We start from the raw sequence: 24,053 nt of genomic DNA on the forward strand, positions 1-24,053 counted from the left end.
TGCGCCGGCAGGCGGGCTCGACGTCCGTGGACCCCCGCCTTCGCGGGGACGACGTGCCTGCGGGCATGCGTGGCGCAGCTGATGGGCACGTAGGCAGGCGTGGCGGAGATGACGTGGAGGGTCGGGCTGCCGGTGGCTTCGCACCGGCCGGGCTGGAGCGCATTGCAGCAGCGGAGCAGGTTGCAGCGGCACCAATCGCCTCGTCCACGCATCGCGCGGCGCCTGCCACCGCACCCGCACGCCGCGCCGATCCGGCGGCGCAGCTGCGCCGCCTCCTCAACCTGCGCCCGCAGGCGCCATTGCGGGCGGCGCCGGCCGCCGATCGCCGGCTCGAGGGCGAGGAGATCGCACCCGGCCTGTACTACACCGAGGCCTGGACGCCGTGGCCGCGGCAGGATGCGCTGGTGCTGCACGGCATCGGCCAGGGCGAAGTCGAGCGCGAACGCGTGCTTGCTTTCGACACCGAAACCACCGGGCTGGCCGGCGGCACCGGCACCCGCGCCTTCATGATCGGCGCCGCCGACTGGCATGCGGGCGGCCTGCGTCTGCGCCAGCTGCTGATCGCCACGCTGGCCGCCGAAACCGCGATGCTGCGCACCTTCGCCGGCTGGCTCGGCGAGGAGACGGTGCTGCTGTCCTACAACGGCAAGAGCTACGACCGCCCGCTGCTGTCGACCCGCTACCGGCTGGCGCGGCTGGCCGATCCGCTGCCGGCGTGCGGGCATATCGACCTGCTGCATCCGATGCGCCGTCGCTACCGCACGGTGTGGCCGAACTGCCGGCTGGCCACCGCCGAGCACGAACTGCTGGGCGTGGTACGCGAGGACGACCTGCCCGGGTCGCAGGCGCCGGCCGCGTGGCTGCAGTACCTGCGTGGCGGCAGCGCGGCAACCTTGCGGCGCGTCGGCGACCACAACGCGCAGGACCTCAGGAGCCTGTGTGGGCTGCTGGAACGGCTGGCCGACTGAGCGCGCCGGCTGGGGTGAACGTAGCGGCGGCTGCATTGCCGGGGCCCCCGGCCGATACTGCGGTCTGCCATTGCTTCAGGAGCATCCATGTCCAGCGAATCCACCTGCGAGGCGTGCGGCGAGGGGCGCGAGCTGCCGGTTGCCATCGCGATGGCCTACCAGCCGATCGTCGACCTCGGCCGCGGCGAGGTGTTCGCATACGAGGCGCTGGTGCGCGGTGCCGACGGCGCGCCTGCCGCTGCGGTGATCGCGGCCATTCCCGATGACCGCCTGTACGCCTTCGACCAGGCCTGCCGGGTCACCGCGATCGAGACCGCCGCCGCGCTCGGCATGCGGCAGACGGTATCGATCAACTTCCTGCCCAATGCGGTGTACCAGCCGGAAAACTGCATCCGCCGGACCCTGGCGGCCGCGCGTAGTGCCGATTGGCCGCTGGAGCGGATCCTGTTCGAGGTCGCCGAACGCGAGCATGTGTCGCGCCCGGCGCATCTGCTGGGAATCCTCGATGCCTACCGCTCGATGGGCTTCCGCACCGCCATCGATGACTTCGGCGCGGGTTACGCCGGCCTCAACCTGCTGGCCGCGTTCCAGCCGGACCTCGTCAAGCTCGACATGGCGCTCGTGCGTGGCATCGACGCCGACCGCGCGCGCCGCACCATCGTCGACCATGTCGTGCGGATGTGCGTGGAACTGGGCGTGGCGGTGGTCGGCGAAGGAGTCGAGACCCGCGACGAAGCGGCGGCGTTGCGCGACCTCGGCATCGACCTGCAGCAGGGCTATTTCTACGCGCGGCCGCAACCGGGCGCGCTGCCGGAGCCGTTGCTTCGACTCGAATGAGCTGATGCGGGCCGGCTCCGGTTCTAGTCGCAGGGGAACGCCATCGTCGTCATCAGCGCATTCTCGGCCTGGCGCGAGTCAAGACGTGTGTGCTGCACCACGATAGGCACGTCGGACTCGATGATGCTCGCGTACGGCGTGTCACGCGGCACCGGTTCCGGGTCGTCGAGGTTGTTGAAGCGCAGGTGCAGCGTGCGGTGCGGCGGCACCTCCACGCGGTAGGGCCCGGCGGGGTCGCGATCCTCGAAGTACAGGGTCAGTTGCACCTGCGCCGTCTGGTCGCCGGCATTGAGGATGCAGCAGGCCTCGTGGCTTTCCAGTTCCGGGGCAGGGCCGGTGCTCTGGCCGGGGATATAGCCTTCGGCGATGGCCCATCGCCTGCGTCCGATCGTGTCCATGCCGGCCTGTGTAGCAGTGGCGATGCATGGACGGCGTCATGGCGGTGCGCCGCATCAGCCGGGTGTTATCGAAATGTAACGCCGCATGCGTGCATCATGCGCGGCTTCCCGGTTCCGGATCCGACCCACGTGCAGCGACGCGACTTCCTGCTGGCGACCGCGATGGCCGCCGTGCTCGCCGGCCGCGGTGGCCATGCATTCGCCGCGACCGCCGCCGCCGCGCGGCCGTTCGACGCCGACACCGTGCCTGCACTGGCGCGCGCCGCCGCGGCGGCGGCGTACCAGCTGCCCCCGCAGACGCTGCCGGCCTCGCTCGGGGCACTCGGCTACGACGGCTACCGCGACCTGCGCTACCGCGGCGACCGCGCGTTGTGGGCCGGTCGCGGAGTGCCGTATACCGCGCAGTTCTTCCATCGCGGCTTCCTGTTCCCGCAGCGCGTTGACATGTACGAGGTGACCGACGGCGAGGCCGCAGCGATCGCGTTCTCGCCGGACCTGTTCGACTACGGCCGCCAGGCGCCGGTGGATGCCGACGAGGATTTCGGGTTCGCCGGCTTCCGCCTGCACGTGGCCGGCGGCGGCCGCGCGGATGGCGACGAGCTGTGCGCCTTCCTCGGCGCGAGCTATTTCCGCGCGGTGGCGCAGGGGCTGGCGTACGGGCTGTCGGCGCGTGGCCTCGCTTTGGGCACCGGTGATCCGGGCCCGGAGGAATTTCCGGTGTTCCGTGCGTTCTGGCTGGAGCGCCCGCCGGCTGGCAGCCCATCGACGGTGGTGCACGCGCTGCTCGACAGTCCCAGCGTTGCCGGCGCCTATCGCTTCGTGATCACCGCGGACGGCCCGCGCACGCGCATCGAGGTCGACGCGCGGCTGTATCCACGGGTGGAGCTGCGCGCGGTCGGCATCGCCCCGCTGACGAGCATGTTCGCGTTCGATGCCAGCGACCGCGTGGGCGTCGACGATTACCGCCCCGCCGTGCACGATTCCGACGGCCTTGCGCTGTGGACCGGCAGCGGCGAACAGGTCTGGCGCGCGCTGGCCAATCCGTCGACGCTGCAGGTCAGCGGCCTGCAGGACCGCGACCCGCGCGGCTTCGGGCTGATGCAGCGCAAGCGCGATTTCGAGGACTTCCTCGACGCCGAGGCCGACTACGAGCGTCGCCCCAGCCTGTGGGTGGAGCCGCGCGATGGCTGGGGCGAGGGCGAGGTGCACCTGGTCGAGATCCCCACCGCCGACGAGTTCCACGACAACATCGTGGCCGCGTGGCGGCCGGCGCAGCCTCTGGCCGCAGGCCGCGAATCGCGCTGGCGCTACGTGCTGCACTGGGAAGCGATGCACAGCTGGGACCCGGCGCTGGCACTGGTGAGCGCGACACGCGCGGGTGCGGCGTTCGAGGAAGGCGTGCGCCTGTTCGTGCTCGACTGGCAGGGTGGCGCCCTCGATGCGCTGGATGCCGCCACCGCGCCGGAACTGGAGCTGTCGGCCAGTGCCGGCGAGGTGCGCAACGTGGTGGTACAGCGCAATCCGGAGGACGGGCGCTGGCGCAGCAGTTTCGAACTGGTGCCCGGTACGGCCTCCACCATCGAACTGCGCGCACGCCTGCATGCCGGCGGCCGCGCGCTCGGCGAGACCTGGCTCTACCGGTGGACGGCGTGATGCGTCCACCTGCCGTGCCGTACGCGTGCGTGGCGCATCGCGCATGACGACCGACAACGCCCCCGGCCTCACCGCCACCGCGCCGCCGCTGCCGCCGGATGCACCGCTGCCGATGCCGGTGCAGTCGCTGCGCACCGGTTCCCGTCCGGTCAGCCGCCTGCCGACCACGCCGCGCGGCATGGCCAGCCGGCGTGCGGCGGTGATCGGTGGTGCGGCGCTGCTCACGCTGGTGGCCGCCTACCAGATCTGGTGGCTGCTGCGCGGCGGCGGCATCAGCGTGGCGGAAGGCCTGCTGATCGCGATCTTCATCGCGCTGTTCGCCTGGATCGTGCAGTCGTTCGTCGGCACCTTCGCCGGTTTCCTGGTGATGCTGCAGCGGCGCCCGGCGCGCCTGGGCCTCGATCCGCGCGCGCCGCTGCCGGCACCGCGCGAGCGCACCGCGCTGCTGATGCCGACCTACAACGAGGATCCGGTGCGGCTGATGTCCGGGCTGCAGGCGACCTGCGAATCGCTGATCGACACCGGCCATGCCGGCATGTTCGATGTGTTCGTGCTCAGCGACACCCGCAGGCCCGAGCTGCAGCAGGCCGAGCTGATCGAGTTCGAGGCGCTGCGTGCGCGCCTGGGCGAGCGCATCCGCCTGTACTACCGCCTGCGCGAGGACAACCGCGAGCGCAAGGCCGGCAACATCGCCGACTGGGTGCGCCGCTGGGGCGCGGCGTGGCCGAAGTTCCTGATCCTCGATGCCGACAGCCTGATGACCGGCGAGACCCTGGTGCGGCTGGCCGACGCGGTGGAGCGCCACGACGACGTCGCACTGGTGCAGACGCTGCCGGTGATCGTCAACGGGCGCACGCTGTTCGCGCGCATGCAGCAGTTCTCCGGCCGCGTGTACGGACCGGTGATCGCCTATGGCGTGGCGTGGTGGCACGGCGCGGAGAGCAACTACTGGGGCCACAACGCGATGATCCGCACGCGCGCGTTCGCCGAGAACTGCGGCCTGCCGGAACTCGACGGCCCGACCCCGTTCTCCGGCCACGTGCTCAGCCACGACTTCGTGGAAGCGGCGATGATGCGCCGCGGTGGCTGGGCGCTGCACATGGTGCCGGGGCTCGGTGGCAGCTACGAGGAAGGCCCGCCCTCGCTCACCGACATGCTGGTGCGCGACCGCCGCTGGTGCCAGGGCAACCTGCAGCATGGCGGGGTGCTGCCGGCGAAGGGCCTGCATTGGGTCAGCCGCTGGCACATGCTGATCGGCATCGGCCATTACCTCACCGCACCGCTGTGGGCGATGCTGATGCTGGTCGGTCTTGCATTGCCGCTGCTGGCGCTGGCGCCCGGCGAGCAGTACTCGGCCGGGCGCTACTGGATGGAACAGGACCCGGACCGCTTCCTCTGGGTGTTCGCGCTGACGATGTCGATGCTGCTGGCGCCCAAGCTGTTCGGCTACCTCGCCACCATGCTCGACCGCGACATGCGCCGTGGCTGCGGCGGTGCCGCACGCGCCGCGGTGGGCGTGCTGCTGGAGACCGTGCTCGCCGCGCTGATGGCGCCGGTGACGATGTACGTGCAGTGCCGCGGCGTGGCCGAGGTGCTGGCCGGCAAGGACTCGGGCTGGGATTCGCAGCAGCGCGATGACGGCAGCCAGCCGCTGTCGGCACTGCTGCGCAGCTATGGCGGCGCCAGCGTGGTGGGTCTGGTCGCACTGGTGATGGCGCTGGGGGTCTCACCCGGGCTTGCGGCGTGGATGTCACCGGTGATCGCCGGCCTGTTGTTCTCGATTCCGATCGTGATGCTGACCTCGTCGCGCGCGGCGGGGCAGTGGCTGCAGCGCCGTCGCATCTTCGCCACCCCCGAGGAGCTGTCGCCGCCGACGGTGCTGGTGCGCGCCAGCGAACTGCGCGCCGAACCGCACCCGTCGGATGCCAGCAGGCGCAGGCGCGTCCGCGGGTAGGACGTTTACCGCCCGCGCCGCCCGTGCCGCGCGGCAGCCGAATGATTACCCTTGCCGCAGGCCTCGAACCGGAACCGACATGCCCCTCGAAGTACTCGAACGCGAAACCGCCGCCGATCCGCAGTGGTCGGTCATCTGGCTGCACGGCCTGGGCGCCGACGGCCACGACTTCGTGCCGATCGTCCCGGAACTGGTGCGCCGCGACTGGCCGGCGCTGCGTTTCCTGTTCCCGCATGCGCCGGTGCGCCCGGTCACCATCAACAACCGCGTACCGATGCGCGCCTGGTACGACATCGTCGAGATGGACCTCGCCAACCGCGCCGACGAGGCCGGCCTGCTGGCGTCGGTGGCGGAGATCGACGCGCTGATCGCACGCGAGAACGCGCGCGGGGTGCCGTCGTCGCGCATCGTGCTGGCGGGCTTCTCGCAGGGCGGTGCGGTCGCACTGGCGGCCGGGCTGCGCCGTCGCGAACCGCTGGCGGGGCTGGTCGGGCTGTCGACCTACCTGCCGGCACCGAACGGCGCGCAGGCCGCGCTCGTGGACGGCGCCACGCGCCAGCCGGTGTTCATGGCGCACGGCACCCAAGACCCGGTGGTGCCGCTGCAGGGTGGACTGCAGAGCGCGCAGCTGCTGCGCGGGCTGGGCTTCGACGTCGACTGGCGCACCTACCCGATGCCGCATTCGGTGAGCATGGAGGAGATCGTCGACCTCGGCGACTGGCTGACCGCGCGCTTCACCGGCTGACCGGGCGGCCCACGCAGGCAGCATCGACGCATGACCGACCCCGTACGCGATCCCTGGCTGCCGGACCTGTGCCGCCTGCGCCGGCTGGGCGCACTGCTGGGCCTGGCCCAGCTGGTGGTCGTGGTGGTGGCGCTGGTGCCCGATGGCAGCCGCAGCTGGAGCCTGCCGCAGTTCCTCACCATCAGCGGCTACGCGCTGTGGCTGGCGCTGGCGGTGGGCGTGCTGCTGTGCGTGTCGCGGCGCACGCTGTCGCGGCTGCCGCCGCGCACCGGGGCACTGGCTGCGGTGCTACTGGCGGCGGGCGTTGCGTGGCTGGCGGCAGCGGTCGTGCACGGTCTGTATGCCAGCGTGGGGGCGACAGGCGAGTGGCCGGGGTTCTGGCGCTTCACCATCGGCTCGGCGGCGGTCACCTCGCTGATCGCTGCGCTGGCGCTGCGCTACTTCTACGTCATCGATGGCTGGCAGGCGCAGGTGCAGGCCAATGCGCGTGCCGAGGCCGATGCGCTGCAGGCACGCATCCGCCCGCATTTCCTGTTCAACAGCATGAACATGATCGCGACCCTGCTGCGGCGCGATCCGCTGGTCGCCGAGCGTGCCGTGCTCGACCTCTCCGACCTGTTCCGCGCCGCGCTGGTGGCGGGCGAGGGGCAGGCGACCCTGGCCGAGGAAGTCGAACTCTCGGAGCGTTACCTGGCCATCGAGCAGCTGCGCCTGGGCGAGCGCCTGCAGGTGGCCTGGACACGCACCGAGCCGCTGCCCTGGACCCTGCCGATGCCGCGGCTGGTACTGCAGCCGCTGCTGGAAAACGCCGTGCTGCACGGAATCTCGCGGCTGCCCGCGGGCGGCACCGTCGCCATCGTGCTGCGCGTGGATGGCGACCGCCTGCACATCAGCGTGCGCAATCCGTCGCTGCCGCCGCAGCAGCAGCTCACCCGCGGCGCCGGCCACGCCCAGCGCAGCATCGGCCACCGGCTGGCCTGGGCCTTCGGCAAACGCGCGCGGATGACCTCCGGCTGGGCGGAGGGCTACTATGTCTGCACGCTGGATCTGCCGCTGGGGAGCGAAGGAGCGCGGTCGTGATCATGAAGGTCGTCATTGCCGATGACGAACCGCTGGCCCGCGAGCGCCTGCGCGCACTGCTCGCGCAGGAAGCGGCCGTCGAGGTGGTTGCCGAGGTCGGCGACGGGCAGGCCGCACTCGAGGCCTGCGCCGCCCATGACGCCGACCTGGTGCTGCTCGACATCGCGATGCCCGGGATCGACGGGCTCGAGGTCGCCCGCCACCTCGCTGCCTTCGATCCACGCCCGGCGGTGGTGTTCTGCACCGCCTACGACGCACATGCGCTGTCCGCGTTCGATGCCGCCGCGGTCGACTACCTGGTCAAGCCGGTGCGCCCGGAACGGCTGCACGTGGCGCTCGAGCGCGCACGCACCTTCACCCTGGGCCGCGGGCAGTCGGACGGCGAGGGCGGCGTGCGCGCCCGGACCCACCTGTGTGCACGCCTGCGCGGCAGCCTGAGGCTGATCCCGGTCGAGGACATCCGCTACCTGCAGGCGGAGGAGAAATACGTGGTGGTGCACCACGCGCGTGGCGAGGACCTGATCGAGGAGTCGCTGAAGTCGCTGGAACAGGAGTTCGGCGAACGCTTCATGCGCATCCACCGCAACTGCCTGGTGTCGCGGCACGAACTGGTGGAACTGCGGCGCAGCCACGATGGCCAGGTGCATGCGGTGCTGCGCCACGTGCCGCAGCCGCTGGAGGTCAGTCGCCGCTGCGTCTCGCAGGTCAGGGACGCGATCCGCGCACTCTGAGCCGCTGTGTCCCGGCGGCGTGGACGGTCACCATCGCGATGCGTGCTGCGCGTGGCGGCTGTTCACGCGGGGTCGGCAGTCGGGGTCGCATGGCCTGCGATAATGCGCGGCATGAACAACACCCTGCGTATCGCCACCCGCAAGAGCCCGCTCGCGCTGTGGCAGAGCGAACACGTCGCCGCATGCCTGCGCGTGCTGCATCCGCAGCTCGAAGTGGTGCTGGTGCCGCTGTCCACCCGCGGCGACGAGATACTCGACCGCTCGCTGGCGGCGATCGGCGGCAAGGGCCTGTTTCTCAAGGAACTGGAACTCGCGATGCAGCGCGGCGACGCCGATTGCGCGGTGCATTCGCTGAAAGACGTGCCGATGGAGCTCGAACCCGGTTTCGCGCTGCCGGCGGTGCTGGCGCGCGCCGACCATGCCGATGCCTTCATCAGCAACCGGTACGACGGCATCGCCGACCTGCCACAGGGGGCCTGCGTGGGCACGTCGTCGCTGCGCCGCCAGGCGCAACTGCGTGCGCGGCGCCCCGACCTCGTGCTGCGCGACCTTCGCGGCAACGTCAACACGCGGCTGGGCCGGCTGGATGCCGGTGAATACGACGCCATCGTGCTGGCCTGTGCCGGCCTGCAGCGGTTGGGGCTGGAAGCGCGCATCCGCTCGCGGCTGGATGCGCCGGACTGGCTGCCGGCGCCGGCGCAGGGTGCGATCGCGGTGGAGAGCCTTGCCGGCGATGCGCGCATCCACGCGCTGCTGGCGCCGCTGGAGGATGTACCGACACGGATCTGCATCGAGGCCGAGCGGGCGATGAACCGGGCGCTGCACGGCAGCTGCCATGTGCCGGTGGCGGGGCTTGCGGTGCTCGACGGTGACCGCGTGTGCCTGAGCGGCATGGTGGGCGACGCCGCCGATGGCCGCTGCGTGCGCGCCGAAGCCGAAGGCGACGTGGCCGATCCGCAGGCGGTGGGGGTCGCGGTCGCGCGCGCGCTGCTCGACGGCGGCGCGGGGGAGTTCCTGCCGGCGGCTACCTGAAGGTGTAGACCAGGTTGACCGTGGTCAGGCGGTCGGTGCGGCTGATGTCGGCGTCGCTGGCCTCGGTGTTGTGGCGTGCCTGGAAGCCGGCCTTGAGCGCCAGCGAGGCGTTCATCGCCACCGACACGCCGAAGTCGTTCTGCGCGTAGGTGTTGTCGTCGCCCGCTTCGACCAGCAGCGTGTTGACCAGCGTGGTGGTATCGGTCAGGCGGGTGCTGAAGTCGAACAGCCCGCGCAGCAGCGGTCCGTTCTCCACCCCGCGCGAGCGGGTGTCCGCACGCCGGTAGCCCGGGCCGATCTCGGTCAGCAGCATGGTGGTGTCGTTGCGGATGAAATGGTGGCCGTAGCCCAGCGAAGCCGTGCCCTGGTAGTCGTAGGACGAGAAGTCGTCCTTTTCGTAGCGCACCGTGCCGACGAGGTAGCGACGCGGGTCGAACTTGATCGAGGTGGAGGCGCCGACATCGAAGCGGTTGGCGGTGATCTGCGCGCGCGTCTCCGGTTCGCGATCCTCCTCGTAGACCGCGGTCACCTCGCTGCGGGTGCGCAGGCCGGAGGCGCGCAGCTGGTGCTTGCGATGCTCGGTCTCGCGCTGGAACACGAAGCGCGTGTTGAGGCTCTCGGAATGGGTGTTGCCGCGCGCCATCGCCATGCCGAGTTCGCCGGTGCCGGTCCAGCCGCGGTCTTCGGTGACCGCGTCGACGCCGTGATCGGGCGCGGGCGCGGGCGTGGCGACGGCAAGCAGCATGGACAGCAGGTACGACATGCGGGGGGAACCTCCGGAAGGGAACGGGCCGGGTGGGATGTCAGAACGCGTAGCGCAGGCGCACCGAGCCGGTCTTCTCGGTGCGTCCTTCGCCGCCGTTGGCGGCGGTGTCGTGCCACATCTCCAGGCTGGAGTGCAGCATCCAGTCGTCGGCCAGGCGCAGGTCGAGGCCGACGCTCTGCCGGACATAGGTGTTCTCGCGGCCGGTCTCGAACAGCACCCGCTGGTTCCACAATGCCCGGTTGCCGAAGCGCTGCTGCAGGCTGAAGCCACCGCGCGCGACCAGTCCGGGTACCGCGGTGCCGTAGTCGGTGTAGGGCTCGATGCGGTAGCCGGTGCCCAGTTCCACGCGCAGGCTGGTGTCCTGTTCGCGCACCGCGTCCAGGCGGTAGGTGGTGTCCACGCGCCAGTTGCGTGCATAGGCGATCACCCGGTCGCGTGCCGCGGCGGGCGCGTAGAGGGCGATCAGGCGGCGGTTTCGCAGCCGCTGGGTGGCCGCCTGCTGGCGGCGCACGCTGACCCGTGCCCCGGGCGCGGGTGGAGGCGGCAGTGCACGCGGACGCGTGCCCTGCCATTCCGCATCCGGACAGACCAGCTGCAGGCACGGCGAACGCAGCGACACCTGCCCACCGACCAGCGCGATCGGCGCCGGCTGCAGCGGCGCTTCGGGAAGCGGCTGGGTGAATACGGGTAGCCCGACCACGGCGAGCCACCAGCCGGGGAACATGGGCAGTCCTCAGTGGAAGCGTTTACATGACGGCACAGTATCACTCCGTGCCGTATTCAGTTGCAAACTGCCGCCCGGGCGGCGTGTACTCCAGCACCGCAGCAAGCAGCAGCGCGACGGACGCTGCAGGCAGCCACAGCGCGGTCGGGGCCACGGTGGCGAGCCCCCAGCACGCCATCGGTGCCGCAAGCAGCGCGGCGTGGACGCGACGGGTGCGCGGGTCTGCCGGTGGAGTTGTCGCGCTGCGGTCGTGGTCGCGCCAGCGCACCAGCGTGCAGGCCGCCAGCAGCAGGCCCAGCAGGGCGAGCGTGAGCAGCATGCCGGCATCACCCTGGCCGGACGGCAACTGCCAGGCCATCAGGCAGAACAGCAGCGCCAAGCCGAGTGTCAGCGCGAGCAGCATCCGCGCAGGGATCCGCAGCGGGTCCGCGCCATCCTCGCGCGTGGCGAGTGCAGCGCCGGCGATCGCCAGCAGCGCGGCCGCCGCAAGCGCAAGCCCGAGCAGGCCCAGTACCAGCGCGCGGTCGGGGCCGGCGGCGATCCAGCGCAGCACCACGAACAGTGCCGCGGCGATCGCCAGCGCGGTCACCGCGGCAAGGTCGGCCCGGCGCGTCCACGCCGGCACGGAAAGCGCGGCGTTGTCGCGTGCATGCCTGCGCCGGCCGACCAGGGTGACGGCGACCAGCGCGCCGCCCAGCAGCAGCGCACTGGCCTGCAGCGGATAGAGCGCCGGCATCAGGTCGGCACGGGCGTGCAGCAGCACCACCGAAATGCCCAGCCAGGCGAGCAGGCCGGTGCCGGCGGCAGCCAGCGGGGGAAACAGCAGTGCCACTGATGGGCGCATCGAAGGTCTCCGGGCACGGTCACGCGCGGTCGGCCGGCGTGGCGCCGTGCCGGTACCGCATCGACGGGTCGGCCGCGGTCCCCGTATCGCCCTGCCGCGCGGCCCCGGCGACGATACCCGGCCGCACGCGCTTCTCCCAACGCCGGCGGTCACAGTTGTGGCGTGGGGTGCCGCTTCAGGGGTGGAACGGGAAGAAGCGCGGGATCAGCAGGATCGCGGCGACCCAGAAGATCACGTTGAGCGGCATGCCCACGCGCACGAAATCCCCGAAGCGGTAGCCACCGGCGGTGTAGACCATGGTGTTGGTCTGGTAGCTGATCGGCGTGGCGAAGCTGGTGGATGCGGCGAACGCCACCGCGATCAGCAGCGGCTTGGGATCGATGCCCATCGATGCGGCGGTGGCCAGCGCGATCGGCACCACCAGCACCGCCGAGGCGTTGTTGCTCATGAACTCGGTGAGGATCGAGGTCATCAGGTAGATGGCCGCCAGCGTCGCCAACGGCCCGTAGGGGCCGAGCACGCCGAGGATCGCATCGGCGGCCATCGCCGCACCGCCGGTCTTCTGCAGCGCGATGCCCAGCGGAATGATGCCGGCCAGCAGCAGGATCACCCGCCAGTCGATCGCCGCATACGCCTCGTCGGGGTCGAGCAGGCGGAACACCACCAGCGCCAGGCAACCCAGCAGCGCCGAGGCCACGATCGGCAACCAGCCCAGCGCGGCGATGCCGATCGCCACCGCCATGATCGCCGCCGATGCCACCGCGCGCGGGACGTCCACCTTGGGCTGCTCGCGCTCGTCGAGCACGATCAGGCCGCGGTCCACGCGCAGTGCCTCCACCGCATTGGCAGGCGCGTCGATCAGCAGCACGTCGCCGACCGCGAGCTGCACCCGGTCGAGTGGCTGGCGGATCGTCAGCCGGCGCCGGTGGATGCCGTGCACGCGGGCGCGATAGGTATGGCCGAAGCGCATGCCGGCGAGGGTGTGGCCGACGAGATGGGACCCGGGCGAGACCATCGCCTCCATCAGCATGCGGCCATCGCGGGCGCCGTCGTCGATGTCGCGGGTATTGCGGTCGAAGGCCAGTTTCATCGCCTTGCGCGCGGCCTGGATGTGCTTCCACTCGCCGCGCAGCAGCAGCCGGTCGCCCGCTTCGATGGCGGCCTGCGGGTCGGCCACCGGCGTTCCGCGGCGCAGCACCTCCACCAGGTCGACGCTGTCGAACCCCTCGGGCACGGCGAGGTTGGCGCGCTTGCCCACCACCGTCGCCTCCTCGGGTACCACCAGTTCGGCCACGTAGCGTCCGATGTGGTGGCTTTCATCGCTGTCGGGGGTGCCGCGGTCGGGCAGCAGCCACCAGCCCACCGTCAGCAGGTACACCGCGGCGATCGCCACGAAGATGATCCCCAGCGGCGCGAATTCGAAGATGGTGAAGCCCACGCCCGCACTCTCCCGGGCCATCGAATCGACCAGCAGATTGGTCGAGGTGCCGATCAGCGTGCACACGCCGGCGGTCTGCGCCATGTACGACAGCGGGATCAGGAACTTGGAAGGCGCCCAGCGGTTGGCGGTGGTGGCGGCGATGATCAGCGGCAGGAACACCGCAACCGTCGCGGTGTTGTTGATGAACGCCGCGACCGAGACCGTGAGCCCCATCATCACCAGCAGGAACACCCAGCGGTAGCGGATGCGCGAGATCAGCTCGCCCACCGCCACCAGCGCGCCATTGCGCTGCAGCGCGCCGCTCAGCACGAACATCGCCGCCACCATCACCGTGGCCTGGTTGCTGAAGCCCGACAACGCCTCGGGCAGGGTGAGCACGCCGGCCACCAGCAACGCGGTCATCACCAGCAGCGCGACCACGTCGACGCGCAGTTTCTCGGTGATGAACAGCCAGATGGCGGCGGCCATCACGGCGAGGGTGATCCAGAGTTCCAGGCTGGGCATTGCGTCCGCGGATGGCCGAAGGAGTGCGAAGCATGCCCGATGCCGCGTGCAGGCCGCCGCCGCGGGCGTGGCGGATGGGATACTGCGCGGCCCGCAGCACCGCGCAGGTCACGCCTTGTCCAGTTCTTCCGTACGCCAGGTCGACGTCGCCATCCTCGGCGGTGGTGCCAGTGGTGCGCTGGTGGCCGCGCACCTGCTCGACCGCGTGGACGCAGCACCGTCGGTGGCGCTGGTGGAACCGCGCACGGCGCTGGCACGCGGCGCGGCGTACTCCACCGGCCGCGACGAACACCTGCTCAACGTGCGCGCGGCGGGGATGAGCGCGCTCAACGCCGACCCGGGCCATTTCGTCGCCTGGCTGCAGCGCCAGCCGGCGCACGCCGGCGTGGAACCGGCGGCGCTGGCACCGCGCTTCATGCCGCGCCGCGAGTACGGCGCCTACCTCGCCGCCTTGCTGGAGGCCACGCCGGCGGCGGATCGCCTGCAGCGCGTGGCCGCGATGGCCGACGGGATCACCCCGGCCGCTGCCGGCTACCGCATCAGCCTGGCCGACGGAGGGCGCCTCGATGCGCGATCGGTGGTGCTGGCGATCGGCAACCTCGCCGCGCCGCTGCCGCTGGCCGGTGCCGACGCGCTGGACCCGGAGCAGGTGGTCGAGGCCTGGGATTACGGGGCGGTCGCGGCGATCGATGGCGATGCCGACGTCTGCATCGTCGGTGCCGGCCTGAGCATGGTCGATGCCGTGGTCACCCTGCATGCCAACGGCCACCGCGGTCGGATCGTGGCGCTGTCGCGCAATGGCCTGCTGCCCCTGGCGCACACGGTGGCGGCGCCGGCGGCCGGCGACTGGGCGGCACTGCTGCCGCTCGGCGTACGTGCGCGGTTGCGTTCCCTGCGCGCCTGGGCGGCGCACGAAGCGGAAGCGGGCCGCCCGTGGCAGGGCGTGCTGGATGCGCTGCGTCCGCACGTGCAGGCGTTGTGGACCGCGTGGCCGGAGGTTGAGCAGCGGCGCTTTCTGCGCCACGCGGTGCGGCAGTGGGACATCCACCGCCATCGCATTGCCCCCGAGGTCGCGGCGGTGCTCGGGATGCTGGCCGCCGATGGCCGCTTCGTGCTGCATGCCGGCCGCGCCCGCGCGCTGGAGCCCGGCGCGCGTCCGCGGATCCGCTATCGGCGCCGGGGAGACGGTGCCGAAGCGGTGATCGATGCCGATGTGGTGGTCAACGCCACCGGCATGGAGAAGCGCGTCACCCGCGCGCGCAGCCCGCTGCTGCAGGACCTGCTGGCGCAGGGGCTGGTGCGGCCGGGGCCGCACGGGATCGGGCTCGACACCGCCGCCGATGGCGCGCTGCACGATCGCGATGGCCGCCCGCTGCCGGGCCTGTGGACGCTGGGCGCGCTGCGTGCCGGTAGCCTGTGGGAAAGCATCGCCATGCCGGAGCTGCGCGGCCAGGCCTTGCAGGTCGCCGAGGCGGTGCGCGCGCGGCTGGCAACTCCCGTGCCTGAGTCACAGGCACAGCTTGCGCAGGCGCCGTAATTCCTCGTCGAGCAGCTCGGAACGGCCGCCACTGCCGAGCGCGCCGATGTTCTGGCGCACCCGCGGGCAGGGGTCGGTGGTGTAGCCCGGACCACCCATCAGCTGGCCGATGGCATTGGCCACGTCGGCCACGGTGACCGGGTCGCGCATCGCAAAGGGCCCGTCGGTGGCGACGTCGCGGTGGCGCAGCGGATCGGGCAGGAACTCCGCCTGCAGCGGCTGTTGCCGGGACCAGGCCTGCGCCTCGCGCATGAGGTCATGGCCGCGCCCGGGTACCGGTGTGTCGCCGGCTTCTGCAGGCGCTGCGTCGGGCGTGTCCCTCGACGTGGTGGGGGCAATGCCGCTGCGGTTGCGCGCCTGCACGTGAACCGGAGGTGGCGACCTGCTGGTTTCGGGTGCGCCGTCGGTGGTCGGCGCTGCGACGGGCTCGATCCACGTCACCTGCAAGGCCGGCGCCGACACGGTGCGCGTTGTCACCCGTTGCGCCAGCAGCCACTGCATCACCACGACATGCAGGGCCGCCGCGATCAGCGCCGCCGCCACCCCGGTGCCACGCGTTCCCTGCGTTACGGCCATTCCCGATCCATGTGCATGTCCTCAGTGCGCGGCGAGGCTAGCGGGTGCCCGGTTAAACCTTCGTTGCACGGCGTCGACCCCGGCAACGCATAATCCGGCCATGGACCGATACGAACGCATCCTCGCCCTGCACCGCACGCTCAGGAACTCGCGCTACCCGGTGACGGTGGCGCGGCTGCAGGACGAACTCGGCTGTTCCCGCGCCACCGTCTACCGCGACCTCGCCTTCCTGCGCGACGCGCTGATGGCGCCGATCATCGGCGATGGCGAGGCCGGCTTCCGCTACGACGCCGCCGAGGCCGACCGCTTCGAGTTGCCCGGCCTGTGGCTGAGCTCCGACGAGCTGCACGCGCTGCTCGCCGCGCAGCAGCTGCTGTCGCGCAGCGGCGGCGGGATGCTCTCGAACGCGCTGGCACCGCTGCAGCAGCGCATCGAGAAGCTGCTCGACGAGCACTCCTCGGGCCGTCAGTGGCCGGTCGACCGGGTGAGGGTGATCCCGCACCGCTCGCGGCGCATGGACGAGCAGGCGTTCCGCTTCGTGTGTTCGGCGGTGCTCGAGCGCAAGCAGCTGAGCTTCGAATACCGCGCGCGTTCGACCGACGAGAAGACCCGGCGCACGGTGTCGCCGCAGCGCATCACCCATTACCGCGGCAACTGGTACCTGGATGCCTGGGACCATGGCCGCGAGGCGCTGCGCAGCTTCTCGGTGGACCGCGTCAGCGGCGCCCGGGTGCTCGACGGCGCCGCCAGCGACATCGACGAGGCCGAGCTGGACCGCCACCTCGCCGGCAGCTACGGCATCTTCTCCGGCGAACCCAAGGGCTGGGCGACGATCCGCTTCAACGCCCGCGCCGCGCGCTGGGTGGCCGACGAGCACTGGCACTCCCAGCAGCAGGGCCGCGCGCTGCCCGATGGTGGCTACGAACTGCGGGTGCCCTACAGCTCCCCGCGCGAACTGCTGATGGACGTGCTGCATTACGGCGCCGACGCCGAGATCGTCGAGCCCGCTTCGCTGCGTGAGCAGGCGCGCTCGCTGCTGGCCCTGGCGCTGTCGAACTACGAGAACTGAGCACGTCGCAGCCCGTGCGACCACCCCGGCGGACGATGGCCACGTCATCTTCCTCCGGAGCCCGCCATGCGCCCTGCAAGCCACCGTGACCCCGCATCCTCGCCGCTGCTGTACGCCGCGCTGCTGGGCCTGATGTTCCTGGCCGTGGTGGCCATGCTCTCGCTTCCCGCCGCCCGTGGCGGCTCGGCGATCGGCCTGCTGCCGCTCTGGTTGCTGGTGCTGCCCGCGGCCTCGCTGGTTGCGCTGCTGGTGCGTGACCGCCTGCTCGCGCCATCGCCGATCACAGCGACCGGAGCGGCCCGTCGCCGCCCGCTGCAGCAGGCCCAGCGGCGCCGGGCGACCCGCGCCACCCGTCCGCGCCCGCGCGTGCAGGCCGCCTGAGTACGCGCCACGCCACGGGACTTCCGGCACCCCGGCCGCCGCGACCGCTGTGATAGCGTGCGCGCTTTGACCGTTTCCGGGGTGTTGTACATGCCGAATCTCTCCCGACTCTGCCTGGCTGCCGGCCTGGCATTTGGACTCGCCGCGGGCGCGCACGCACAGGAGGGCGCCGACGTGGCCGATCCGCATCAATGGCTGGAAGAGGTCGAGGGCGACCGCGCCCTGGCCTGGGTGCGCGAGCAGAACGCAAAGGCCGAGGCCGAGCTGGCCGCGACGCCCGAGTTCAAGCGCCTGGAAGCCGACCTCCTGGCGATCTACGACTCCGACGACCGCATCCCCGGCGTCTACAAGCAGGGTGAGTACTACTACAACTTCTGGCGCGACCGGAACCACGAGCGCGGCATCTGGCGTCGCACCACGCTCGATGAGTACCGCAAGCCGCAGCCGCAGTGGGAGGTGCTGCTCGACCTCGACGCCCTCAACAGGGCGGAAGGCGAGAACTGGGTCTGGCATGGCGCCGACTGCCTGCGACCGGACTACAGCCGCTGCCTGATCGCGCTGTCGCGCGGAGGCGCCGATGCCGACGTCACCCGCGAGTTCGATCTGTCGACGAAACAGTGGGTGGACGGCGGCTTCTTCCGGCCGGAGGCCAAGGGCGGGCTGAACTGGATCGACCGCGACACCGTCTACGTCTACACCGATTTCGGCGACGGCTCGATGACCACGTCGGGCTATCCGCGCATCGTCAAGCAGTGGACGCGCGGCACCCCGATCGAGCAGGCCACCGTGGTGTACGAGGGTCGTCCCGACGACATGTACATCGCCGCCATGCGCGACCACACGCCGGGCTTCGAGCGTGATTTCGTCAGCCGCACGCTGGCCTTCTACAACGACGAGCTGTACCTGCGGAACGCGGACGGCACGCTGACGAAGATCGATGCGCCGAACTCCACCAACAAGCGCGTGCACCGCGAGTGGCTGACGCTGGAACTGCGCGAGCCGCTCGAGGCCGGTGCCCGCACCTATCCGGCGGGTTCGCTGCTGGCGGCGAAGTTCGACGACTACATGGCCGGCGGGCGCGCGTTCGAGGTGCTGTTCGAGCCGACCGACACCACCTCGCTGGCGGGTGCCACCTTCACCCGCAACCACGTCGTCCTCAACGTGCTCGACGACGTCAAGAACCGGCTGAGCGTGCTGACCGCCGGCCCCGACGGCTGGACCCGCAGCGAGTTCGAGGGTGCGCCGGAGTTCGGCACCGTGGCGGTCTCGGCGGTCGACAGCGACGAGTCCGACGCGTTGTGGATGACCGTCACCGACTACCTCACCCCGAGCACGCTGGCCCTGGTGGAGCCGGGCAGGGCGCCGGACACGCTCAAGACCATGCCGGCGTTCTTCGATGCCTCCACGCATGAGATCGAGCAGCACTTCGCCACCTCGAAGGACGGCACCCGCGTGCCCTACTTCCTGGTGCGGCCGAAGGACATGGCGCTCGATGGCAGCAACCCGACGCTGCTGTACGGCTACGGCGGTTTCGAGATCTCGCTGACGCCCGGCTATTCCGGCGGCGTCGGCAAGGGCTGGCTTGAGAAGGGCGGCGTGTACGCGGTCGCCAACATCCGCGGCGGTGGCGAGTACGGCCCGCGCTGGCACCAGGCGGCGCTGAAGGCCAACCGCCACAAGGCCTACGAGGACTTCGCCGCGGTCGCGCAGGACATGATCGACCGCAGGATCACCTCGCCGGCGCATCTGGGCATCCGCGGCGGCAGCAACGGCGGTCTGCTGACCGGCAACATGCTCACGCAGTATCCGGAGCTGTTCGGAGCGGTGGTGATCCAGGTGCCGCTGCTGGACATGCAGCGCTATCACCAGCTGCTGGCGGGTGCGTCGTGGATGGCCGAATACGGCAACCCGGACAAGCCGGAGGAGTGGGAATTCATCCGCACCTTCTCGCCGTACCACCTGTTCGACGCCGCGAAGGACTACCCGCCGACGCTGATCCTGACCTCGACCCGCGACGACCGCGTCCACCCGGGCCATGCGCGCAAGATGCATGCGCTGATGTCGGCGGCCGGCAAGGACGTGCGCTACTACGAGAACATCGAAGGCGGACACGGCGGCGCGGCCAACAACCGCCAGGCCGCGCATATGGACGCGCTGTACTACACCTTCCTCTGGCAGCACCTGAAGTAGGCGCTGCCACTCCCTGCGCGGCCGTCCTCCGGGGCGGCCGCGTTGCATTCCGCCGCCGGATCCCCATCCATGAAGCATCTCTCCCTGCTGGCCACCGCACTGCTCATGACCGCCAACCTCAATGCCGCCGACCTGCCCACGCCGCCCGACGCCGAGCGCCAGCCGCACGAAGTGCGTGCTCCCCACGGTGCGGTGCGCGCGGACGAGTACTACTGGCTGCGCGACGACAAGCGCGAGGCGAAGCCGGCCATCGACTACCTCCAGGCCGAGAACGCCTACGCCGATGCGGTGATGGCCCCGCTCAAGGGCCTGCAGGACCGCCTGTATGACGAGATCGTCGGCCGCATCAGGCAGGACGACAGCTCGGTGCCGTACCGCGAGCGCGGGTTCTGGTACTACTCGCGCTTCGAGACCGGCAAGGATTACCCGGTGTATGCGCGGCGGCCGGATGGCGAGGGCCTCGATGCCGCCGGCCTGCTGGCAGCCAACGATGCCGGCCGTTTCGACGGCGAACAGGTGCTGCTGGACGTCAACGTGCTTGCCGAAGGCAAGGACTACTACAACGTCGGCGATTACGTGGTCAGCCAGGACAACCGCCTGCTTGCCTATGCCGAGGACATCAACGGCCGCCGCCAGTACACCGTGCGCTTCCGCAACCTCGAGACCGGCGAGGACTACCCCGACACCATCACCGGGGTCTCGGCGAACCTGGTCTGGGCCGATGACAACCGCACGCTGTTCTATGTCGAGAACGACCCGGAAACGCTGCTCACCGTGCGGGTGAAGAAGCACGTGCTGGGCACGCCGGTGGCCGACGACGTGCTGGTGTACGAGGAGGAGGACGACAGCTTCTACATGGGCATCGACCGTACCCGCGACGACCGCTACATCGTCATCGGCGTGGGCAGCACGGTGTCCGACGAGCTGCGTTATGCACCGGCCGACAACCCGGAAAGCTTCACCGTGCTCGCGCCGCGCGAGCGCGATCTCGAATACAGCGCCGACCACCACGGCGGGCGCTGGGTGATCCGCACCAATGCCGACGGCGCGGCCAACTTCAAGCTGGTCACGGCGCCCAGCGGCGCCACCTCGCGCGGGCAGTGGGCCGACTGGGTCGCGCATCGCGATGACGTCTTCATCGAGGGTTTCGAACTGTTCGACGGCTTCACCGCGATCGGCGAGCGCTCCGACGCACTCGAGCGCGTGCGCGTGCTCAGGGACGATGGCAGCGAGCAGCACGTCGCCGCCGACGAGCCGGCGTACTCGATGGGCCTGGCGGTCAATGCCGAGCCCGATTCGGAATGGCTGCGCTACAGCTACACCTCGCTGACCACCCCGGCGACGACCTACGAGGTCAACGTCGCCACCGGCGAGCGCCGGATGCTCAAGCAGCAGCCGGTGATCGGCTACGACCCGTCGCAGTACGTCACCGAGCGGGTCTGGAGCGAGGCCCGCGACGGCACCCGCATCCCGGTGTCGCTGGTCTACCGCAAGGGCTTCGAGAAGAACGGCGAGGCGGCGATGCTGCAGTACGCCTATGGCAGCTACGGCATGTCGATGGACCCGGGCTTCAACCTGCCGGTGGTGAGCCTGCTCGACCGCGGCATGGTCTATGCCATCGCCCACATCCGTGGCGGCCAGGAGATGGGCCGCCGCTGGTACGACGACGGCAAGCTGTTCAACAAGGTCAACACCTTCACCGACTTCATCGACGTCACCCGCGACTTGGTCGCGCGTGGCTATGCGGCGAAGGATCGCGTGGCCGGCTACGGCGGCAGCGCCGGCGGCCTGCTGATGGGCGCGGTGGCGAACATGGCGCCGCAGGACTACCGGGTGATCCTGTCGCAGGTGCCGTTCGTGGACGTGGTCACCACGATGCTCGACCCGACCATCCCGCTGACCACCAACGAATACGACGAGTGGGGCAACCCGGAGCAGAAGGACTACTACGACTACATGCTGTCGTACTCGCCCTACGACAACCTCAGCGCGCAGGCCTATCCGTCGATGTTCATCGGCACCGGCCTGTGGGACTCGCAGGTGCAGTACTGGGAGCCGGCGAAGTACGTGGCACGGCTGCGCGACCTCGATACCGGCAACGGCCCGATCGTGTTCCGCACCAACATGGACGCCGGCCATGGCGGCAAGTCGGGCCGCTTCCGTCGCTACCGTGAGCTCGCCGAGATGTACGCCTTCCTGCTGGCGCAGCTGCACGTCGAGGACTGACCGCACGCGTCCGGCACGCCCGCGCCCACCACGTGGCCGTGCGCGGGCGCGGCCTATCATGCAGGCATGCAAGCGCGCACCCGATTCCGCTGGGCCTGGTGGCTGCTGGCCTATGTCAGCCTCGGGCTCGGACTGGTCGGCGTGTTCGTGCCGGGGCTGCCGACCACCGTCTTCATCCTGATCGCGGGCTGGGCCGCCGCGCGCGGCTCGGAGCGCCTGCGCCAACGCCTGCTCGCGCATCCGCATTTCGGCCCCGCCATCGTCGACTGGGAACTGCACGGCGCGGTTGCCCGCCGCGGCAAGTGGATGGCCACCGCGATGATGGCGGTGTGCGCGCTGGTGCTGCTGGTGGTGATGCCGCTGTTCGCCGCGCACCGCTGGTGGATGACCGCGCTGCCGATCGCCTGCATGGCCTGCGTGGCCGCCTGGCTGTGGGCGCGGCCGGAGCCGCCGGCGCCGCCTCCGCAGTCCTGACGATCGCCGGTGTCGCGCGTAGCCGCGCACGGTCGCATGCGTTCCTCGGCGTGCCGGGTGCCGCTACACTGCGGCCATGAATCGAAGCCTCCTGCCGCCGTCCGCGGCCTGCCTCGTGGCGCTGTGTCTGGCGCTGTCCGCCTGCGGCAACAAGGGCGACCTGTTCCTGCCACCGCCGGAGCCGGCGGTGGTCGACGATGCCGACACCCTGCCCAGCCCGCCGCCGGCAGACGACGCCGACGACCTGCCGCCCGTGGAAGCTGATGACGGAATGCCACCCGTCGACGGCGATGGCGCCACGCCGCCGGTCGATGGCAGCGGCACGGTGCCGGTGCCCACCGGCGCGGCCGAGGGCGATACCGCACCGCCGACCGGGGATGCCGCGCGCGGCGGGTGACCGCGCCGGCTGCAGCAATGACAGGCCTGCGTTTCAGCAAGATGCACGGGGCCGGCAATGACTTCGTGGTGCTGGACCTGCGCGATGGCGGCCCGCCGCCGGACGCCGCGCTGTGCCGCGCGCTGGCCGACCGCCACACCGGCGTCGGCTGCGACCAGATCCTGACCATCGAGCCACCGCGCACGCCCGACGCGGTCGCTGCCTACGGCATCTGGAACAGCGATGGGTCGCCGTCGCGCCAGTGCGGCAACGGCGCGCGCTGCGTGGCCGCCTGGCTGCGTCGCGATGGTGCGGCGTCGTCCACGCGCTTCCTGCTCGACAGCCCTGCCGGCAGCCACGTCGTCGACGACCTTGGCGAAGGCAGGTTCCGCGTCGCGCTCGGCGTGCCCGGCTTCGAGCCGGCGGAGGTTCCGCTGGCCGGCTTCGACACATGCGCGGACCGCTACCAGCTGGACGTCGATGGCACGCGCATCGAGTTCGGTGCGGTGTCGATGGGCAATCCGCATGCGGTGATCGAGGTGGAGGACCTCGACGTCGCCCCGGTGCGCACGCTGGGCCCGCGGCTGCAGCGCCAGCGGGCATTCCCGGATTCCGCCAACATCGGCTTTGCGCAGGTGCTCGACCGCAGCCACGTGCGCCTGCGCGTGTACGAGCGCGGTGCCGGCGAGACGCGCGCCTGCGGCAGTGGCGCCAGTGCAGCGGCCGCCGTGCTGATGCGTCGCGGACGCGTGGAGCGCGCCGTCGACGTGGCACTGCCCGGCGGCACGCTGCGGATCGAATGGCCGCGTGACGACGCCGAACTGACCATGGCCGGACCGGCCGCATTCGTATTCGAAGGGGAGTGGATCGCATGAGCGACACCGTCGAGAAGATCAGCGCGCACGAGGTGGCGGCCTGGCTGCGCCGCCATCCGAAGTTCCTGCAGCAGTTCCCGGACCTCGCCATGACCATGGTGGTGCCGCGCGAGGACGGCCCGGCGGCGTCGCTGGCGGGCTACCAGCTGGAAGTGCTGCGCGACAAGAACCGCGAGCTGTCGCGTCGCCTGCACGATCTGTTCGCGATCTCGCAGGAGAACGAGCGGCTGGCGGTGCGCACCCACCAGCTGACCCTGGCGCTGATGCGCCAGGCCACGCCGGCCGACACCGTGCGCGCATTGGCAGCATCGCTGGCGGAGGACTTCAACGGCGACCTCGTGCGGGTGGTGCTGTTCGAACCCGTCGCGGGGCTGGAAGGCAGCGACTGGGTGCAGGTCGTGCCGCGCGAGGACGCGCTGCTGCGCCCGTTCGTCGATGCCCTGCGCGAGGGCGAACCGCTGTGCGGCCGCCTGCATCCGGACAAGCAGTCGCTGCTGTACGGCGCGCGCGTCGAGGACGTGCAGTCCACCGCGCTGCTGCCGCTGGAAGGCGTCGGCCTGATCGCGGTCGGCAGCCGCGAGGCCAACCGCTTCTACCCTGGCATGGGCACGCTGTTCCTGCGCATGATGGGCGAGGCCTTCGCCGCCGCGATGCAGCGCTTCGCGGGCTGAG

At 70.9% G+C, this 24,053-nt stretch carries 23 protein-coding genes; 17 read left to right on the forward strand and 6 right to left on the reverse strand.

Annotation, left to right across the window (positions count from 1 at the left end; all coding sequences use genetic code 11):
• Window positions 1–113 precede the first annotated feature (113 nt).
• Together ERL55_RS01760 and ERL55_RS01765 are read left to right on the forward strand one after the other, a co-directional pair.
• Complete coding sequence (locus ERL55_RS01760) at window positions 114–968, forward strand: ribonuclease H-like domain-containing protein (RefSeq protein ID WP_241685809.1); 855 nt, start codon at window positions 114–116, stop codon at window positions 966–968.
• Between the two features lie 87 nt (window positions 969–1,055).
• Window positions 1,056–1,805: an EAL domain-containing protein gene (locus tag ERL55_RS01765; protein ID WP_129134897.1), complete on the forward strand. Its 750-nt coding sequence runs from the start codon at window positions 1,056–1,058 to the stop codon at window positions 1,803–1,805.
• Window positions 1,806–1,828: 23 nt separating this feature from the next.
• Here ERL55_RS01765 and ERL55_RS01770 read toward each other — a convergent pair whose 3' ends face one another.
• A complete protein-coding gene (locus ERL55_RS01770; protein WP_129134898.1) occupies window positions 1,829–2,203 on the reverse strand; it encodes a sensory rhodopsin transducer in 375 nt (124 codons plus the stop codon).
• Window positions 2,204–2,299: 96 nt separating this feature from the next.
• Here ERL55_RS01770 and ERL55_RS01775 point away from each other — a divergent pair, with 96 nt between their 5' ends.
• The 6 genes from ERL55_RS01775 (at window position 2,300) to hemC (ending at window position 9,398) form a co-directional block, all read left to right on the forward strand.
• Window positions 2,300–3,856 (forward strand): glucan biosynthesis protein G, encoded by a 1,557-nt coding sequence (locus tag ERL55_RS01775; protein WP_206733344.1) that lies wholly within the window; start codon window positions 2,300–2,302, stop codon window positions 3,854–3,856.
• Between the two features lie 43 nt (window positions 3,857–3,899).
• On the forward strand, window positions 3,900–5,810 hold the full coding sequence (gene mdoH, locus ERL55_RS01780) for a glucans biosynthesis glucosyltransferase MdoH (protein ID WP_129134899.1): 1,911 nt from the start codon (window positions 3,900–3,902) through the stop codon (window positions 5,808–5,810).
• 79 nt (window positions 5,811–5,889) lie between these two features.
• On the forward strand, window positions 5,890–6,555 hold the full coding sequence (locus tag ERL55_RS01785; RefSeq protein WP_129134900.1) for an alpha/beta hydrolase: 666 nt from the start codon (window positions 5,890–5,892) through the stop codon (window positions 6,553–6,555).
• A 30-nt stretch (window positions 6,556–6,585) separates the two neighbouring features.
• A complete protein-coding gene (locus tag ERL55_RS01790; protein ID WP_129134901.1) occupies window positions 6,586–7,635 on the forward strand; it encodes a histidine kinase in 1,050 nt (349 codons plus the stop codon).
• A 2-nt stretch (window positions 7,636–7,637) separates the two neighbouring features.
• The gene (locus ERL55_RS01795; RefSeq protein ID WP_129137154.1) at window positions 7,638–8,366 is read left to right on the forward strand and encodes a LytTR family DNA-binding domain-containing protein; all 729 of its coding nucleotides are present in this window, start codon (window positions 7,638–7,640) and stop codon (window positions 8,364–8,366) included.
• A gap of 111 nt (window positions 8,367–8,477) precedes the next feature.
• Window positions 8,478–9,398 (forward strand): hydroxymethylbilane synthase, encoded by a 921-nt coding sequence (gene hemC, locus ERL55_RS01800; protein WP_129134902.1) that lies wholly within the window; start codon window positions 8,478–8,480, stop codon window positions 9,396–9,398.
• Here the strand turns inward: hemC and ERL55_RS01805 are convergent.
• From ERL55_RS01805 to ERL55_RS01820, 4 genes are all read right to left on the reverse strand, one after another.
• Complete coding sequence (locus tag ERL55_RS01805; RefSeq protein ID WP_129134903.1) at window positions 9,391–10,161, reverse strand: DUF481 domain-containing protein; 771 nt, start codon at window positions 10,159–10,161, stop codon at window positions 9,391–9,393. The genes hemC and ERL55_RS01805 overlap by 8 nt on opposite strands.
• A 40-nt stretch (window positions 10,162–10,201) precedes the next feature.
• Entirely contained in the window at window positions 10,202–10,888 is a 687-nt protein-coding gene (locus ERL55_RS01810; RefSeq protein ID WP_129134904.1) for a DUF481 domain-containing protein, read from the reverse strand.
• 40 nt (window positions 10,889–10,928) lie between these two features.
• Window positions 10,929–11,732, reverse strand: coding sequence for a hypothetical protein (locus ERL55_RS01815; RefSeq protein WP_129134905.1), 804 nt, complete (start codon window positions 11,730–11,732; stop codon window positions 10,929–10,931).
• 175 nt (window positions 11,733–11,907) lie between these two features.
• Entirely contained in the window at window positions 11,908–13,677 is a 1,770-nt protein-coding gene (locus tag ERL55_RS01820; RefSeq protein ID WP_129134906.1) for an SLC13 family permease, read from the reverse strand.
• A 115-nt stretch (window positions 13,678–13,792) separates the two neighbouring features.
• Between ERL55_RS01820 and ERL55_RS01825 the strand changes: the two genes are divergently transcribed.
• Window positions 13,793–15,214: an FAD/NAD(P)-binding protein gene (locus tag ERL55_RS01825; RefSeq protein WP_241685810.1), complete on the forward strand. Its 1,422-nt coding sequence runs from the start codon at window positions 13,793–13,795 to the stop codon at window positions 15,212–15,214.
• Here ERL55_RS01825 and ERL55_RS01830 read toward each other — a convergent pair.
• Window positions 15,185–15,790 carry a hypothetical protein gene (locus ERL55_RS01830; protein ID WP_129134907.1) on the reverse strand — a complete coding sequence of 202 codons (606 nt, stop codon included), beginning with the start codon at window positions 15,788–15,790 and terminating at the stop codon, window positions 15,185–15,187. The two genes, ERL55_RS01825 and ERL55_RS01830, sit on opposite strands and share 30 nt — an antisense overlap.
• Window positions 15,791–15,890: 100 nt before the next feature.
• Between ERL55_RS01830 and ERL55_RS01835 the strand changes: the two genes are divergently transcribed.
• The 8 genes from ERL55_RS01835 (at window position 15,891) to ERL55_RS01870 (ending at window position 24,052) form a co-directional block, all read left to right on the forward strand.
• On the forward strand, window positions 15,891–16,859 hold the full coding sequence (locus tag ERL55_RS01835) for a YafY family protein (protein ID WP_129134908.1): 969 nt from the start codon (window positions 15,891–15,893) through the stop codon (window positions 16,857–16,859).
• Between the two features lie 66 nt (window positions 16,860–16,925).
• Window positions 16,926–17,240 (forward strand): hypothetical protein, encoded by a 315-nt coding sequence (locus tag ERL55_RS01840; protein ID WP_129134909.1) that lies wholly within the window; start codon window positions 16,926–16,928, stop codon window positions 17,238–17,240.
• Window positions 17,241–17,330: 90 nt separating this feature from the next.
• A complete protein-coding gene (locus ERL55_RS01845; RefSeq protein ID WP_129134910.1) occupies window positions 17,331–19,430 on the forward strand; it encodes a prolyl oligopeptidase family serine peptidase in 2,100 nt (699 codons plus the stop codon).
• A 69-nt stretch (window positions 19,431–19,499) separates the two neighbouring features.
• Complete coding sequence (locus ERL55_RS01850) at window positions 19,500–21,656, forward strand: S9 family peptidase (RefSeq protein WP_164972092.1); 2,157 nt, start codon at window positions 19,500–19,502, stop codon at window positions 21,654–21,656.
• A gap of 66 nt (window positions 21,657–21,722) precedes the next feature.
• Window positions 21,723–22,130, forward strand: coding sequence for a YbaN family protein (locus ERL55_RS01855; RefSeq protein ID WP_129134911.1), 408 nt, complete (start codon window positions 21,723–21,725; stop codon window positions 22,128–22,130).
• A gap of 76 nt (window positions 22,131–22,206) precedes the next feature.
• Window positions 22,207–22,527 (forward strand): lipoprotein, encoded by a 321-nt coding sequence (locus ERL55_RS01860; RefSeq protein WP_129134912.1) that lies wholly within the window; start codon window positions 22,207–22,209, stop codon window positions 22,525–22,527.
• Window positions 22,528–22,544: 17 nt separating this feature from the next.
• Entirely contained in the window at window positions 22,545–23,381 is an 837-nt protein-coding gene (gene dapF, locus ERL55_RS01865; RefSeq protein ID WP_241685811.1) for a diaminopimelate epimerase, read from the forward strand.
• A complete protein-coding gene (locus ERL55_RS01870; RefSeq protein ID WP_129134913.1) occupies window positions 23,378–24,052 on the forward strand; it encodes a DUF484 family protein in 675 nt (224 codons plus the stop codon). Before dapF ends, ERL55_RS01870 begins: the two co-directional genes overlap by 4 nt.
• Window position 24,053: the final 1 nt, after the last annotated feature.

Source organism: Luteimonas sp. YGD11-2, assembly GCF_004118975.1.
GTDB classification, from domain to species: domain Bacteria; phylum Pseudomonadota; class Gammaproteobacteria; order Xanthomonadales; family Xanthomonadaceae; genus Luteimonas; species Luteimonas muca.

Excerpts from the sequence above, each read along its gene's own strand:
- ERL55_RS01765 (WP_129134897.1), top strand. The coding sequence starts at position 1,056 with ATGTCCAGCGAATCCACCTGCGAGGCGTGCGGCGAGGGGCGCGAGCTG.
- ERL55_RS01770 (WP_129134898.1), bottom strand. The coding sequence starts at position 2,203 with ATGGACACGATCGGACGCAGGCGATGGGCCATCGCCGAAGGCTATATC.
- ERL55_RS01775 (WP_206733344.1), top strand. The coding sequence starts at position 2,300 with ATGCGCGGCTTCCCGGTTCCGGATCCGACCCACGTGCAGCGACGCGAC.
- mdoH (WP_129134899.1), top strand. The coding sequence starts at position 3,900 with ATGACGACCGACAACGCCCCCGGCCTCACCGCCACCGCGCCGCCGCTG.
- ERL55_RS01785 (WP_129134900.1), top strand. The coding sequence starts at position 5,890 with ATGCCCCTCGAAGTACTCGAACGCGAAACCGCCGCCGATCCGCAGTGG.
- ERL55_RS01790 (WP_129134901.1), top strand. The coding sequence starts at position 6,586 with ATGACCGACCCCGTACGCGATCCCTGGCTGCCGGACCTGTGCCGCCTG.
- ERL55_RS01795 (WP_129137154.1), top strand. The coding sequence starts at position 7,638 with ATGAAGGTCGTCATTGCCGATGACGAACCGCTGGCCCGCGAGCGCCTG.
- hemC (WP_129134902.1), top strand. The coding sequence starts at position 8,478 with ATGAACAACACCCTGCGTATCGCCACCCGCAAGAGCCCGCTCGCGCTG.
- ERL55_RS01805 (WP_129134903.1), bottom strand. The coding sequence starts at position 10,161 with ATGTCGTACCTGCTGTCCATGCTGCTTGCCGTCGCCACGCCCGCGCCC.
- ERL55_RS01810 (WP_129134904.1), bottom strand. The coding sequence starts at position 10,888 with ATGTTCCCCGGCTGGTGGCTCGCCGTGGTCGGGCTACCCGTATTCACC.
- ERL55_RS01815 (WP_129134905.1), bottom strand. The coding sequence starts at position 11,732 with ATGCGCCCATCAGTGGCACTGCTGTTTCCCCCGCTGGCTGCCGCCGGC.
- ERL55_RS01820 (WP_129134906.1), bottom strand. The coding sequence starts at position 13,677 with ATGCCCAGCCTGGAACTCTGGATCACCCTCGCCGTGATGGCCGCCGCC.
- ERL55_RS01830 (WP_129134907.1), bottom strand. The coding sequence starts at position 15,790 with ATGGCCGTAACGCAGGGAACGCGTGGCACCGGGGTGGCGGCGGCGCTG.
- ERL55_RS01835 (WP_129134908.1), top strand. The coding sequence starts at position 15,891 with ATGGACCGATACGAACGCATCCTCGCCCTGCACCGCACGCTCAGGAAC.
- ERL55_RS01840 (WP_129134909.1), top strand. The coding sequence starts at position 16,926 with ATGCGCCCTGCAAGCCACCGTGACCCCGCATCCTCGCCGCTGCTGTAC.
- ERL55_RS01845 (WP_129134910.1), top strand. The coding sequence starts at position 17,331 with ATGCCGAATCTCTCCCGACTCTGCCTGGCTGCCGGCCTGGCATTTGGA.
- ERL55_RS01850 (WP_164972092.1), top strand. The coding sequence starts at position 19,500 with ATGAAGCATCTCTCCCTGCTGGCCACCGCACTGCTCATGACCGCCAAC.
- ERL55_RS01855 (WP_129134911.1), top strand. The coding sequence starts at position 21,723 with ATGCAAGCGCGCACCCGATTCCGCTGGGCCTGGTGGCTGCTGGCCTAT.
- ERL55_RS01860 (WP_129134912.1), top strand. The coding sequence starts at position 22,207 with ATGAATCGAAGCCTCCTGCCGCCGTCCGCGGCCTGCCTCGTGGCGCTG.
- dapF (WP_241685811.1), top strand. The coding sequence starts at position 22,545 with ATGACAGGCCTGCGTTTCAGCAAGATGCACGGGGCCGGCAATGACTTC.
- ERL55_RS01870 (WP_129134913.1), top strand. The coding sequence starts at position 23,378 with ATGAGCGACACCGTCGAGAAGATCAGCGCGCACGAGGTGGCGGCCTGG.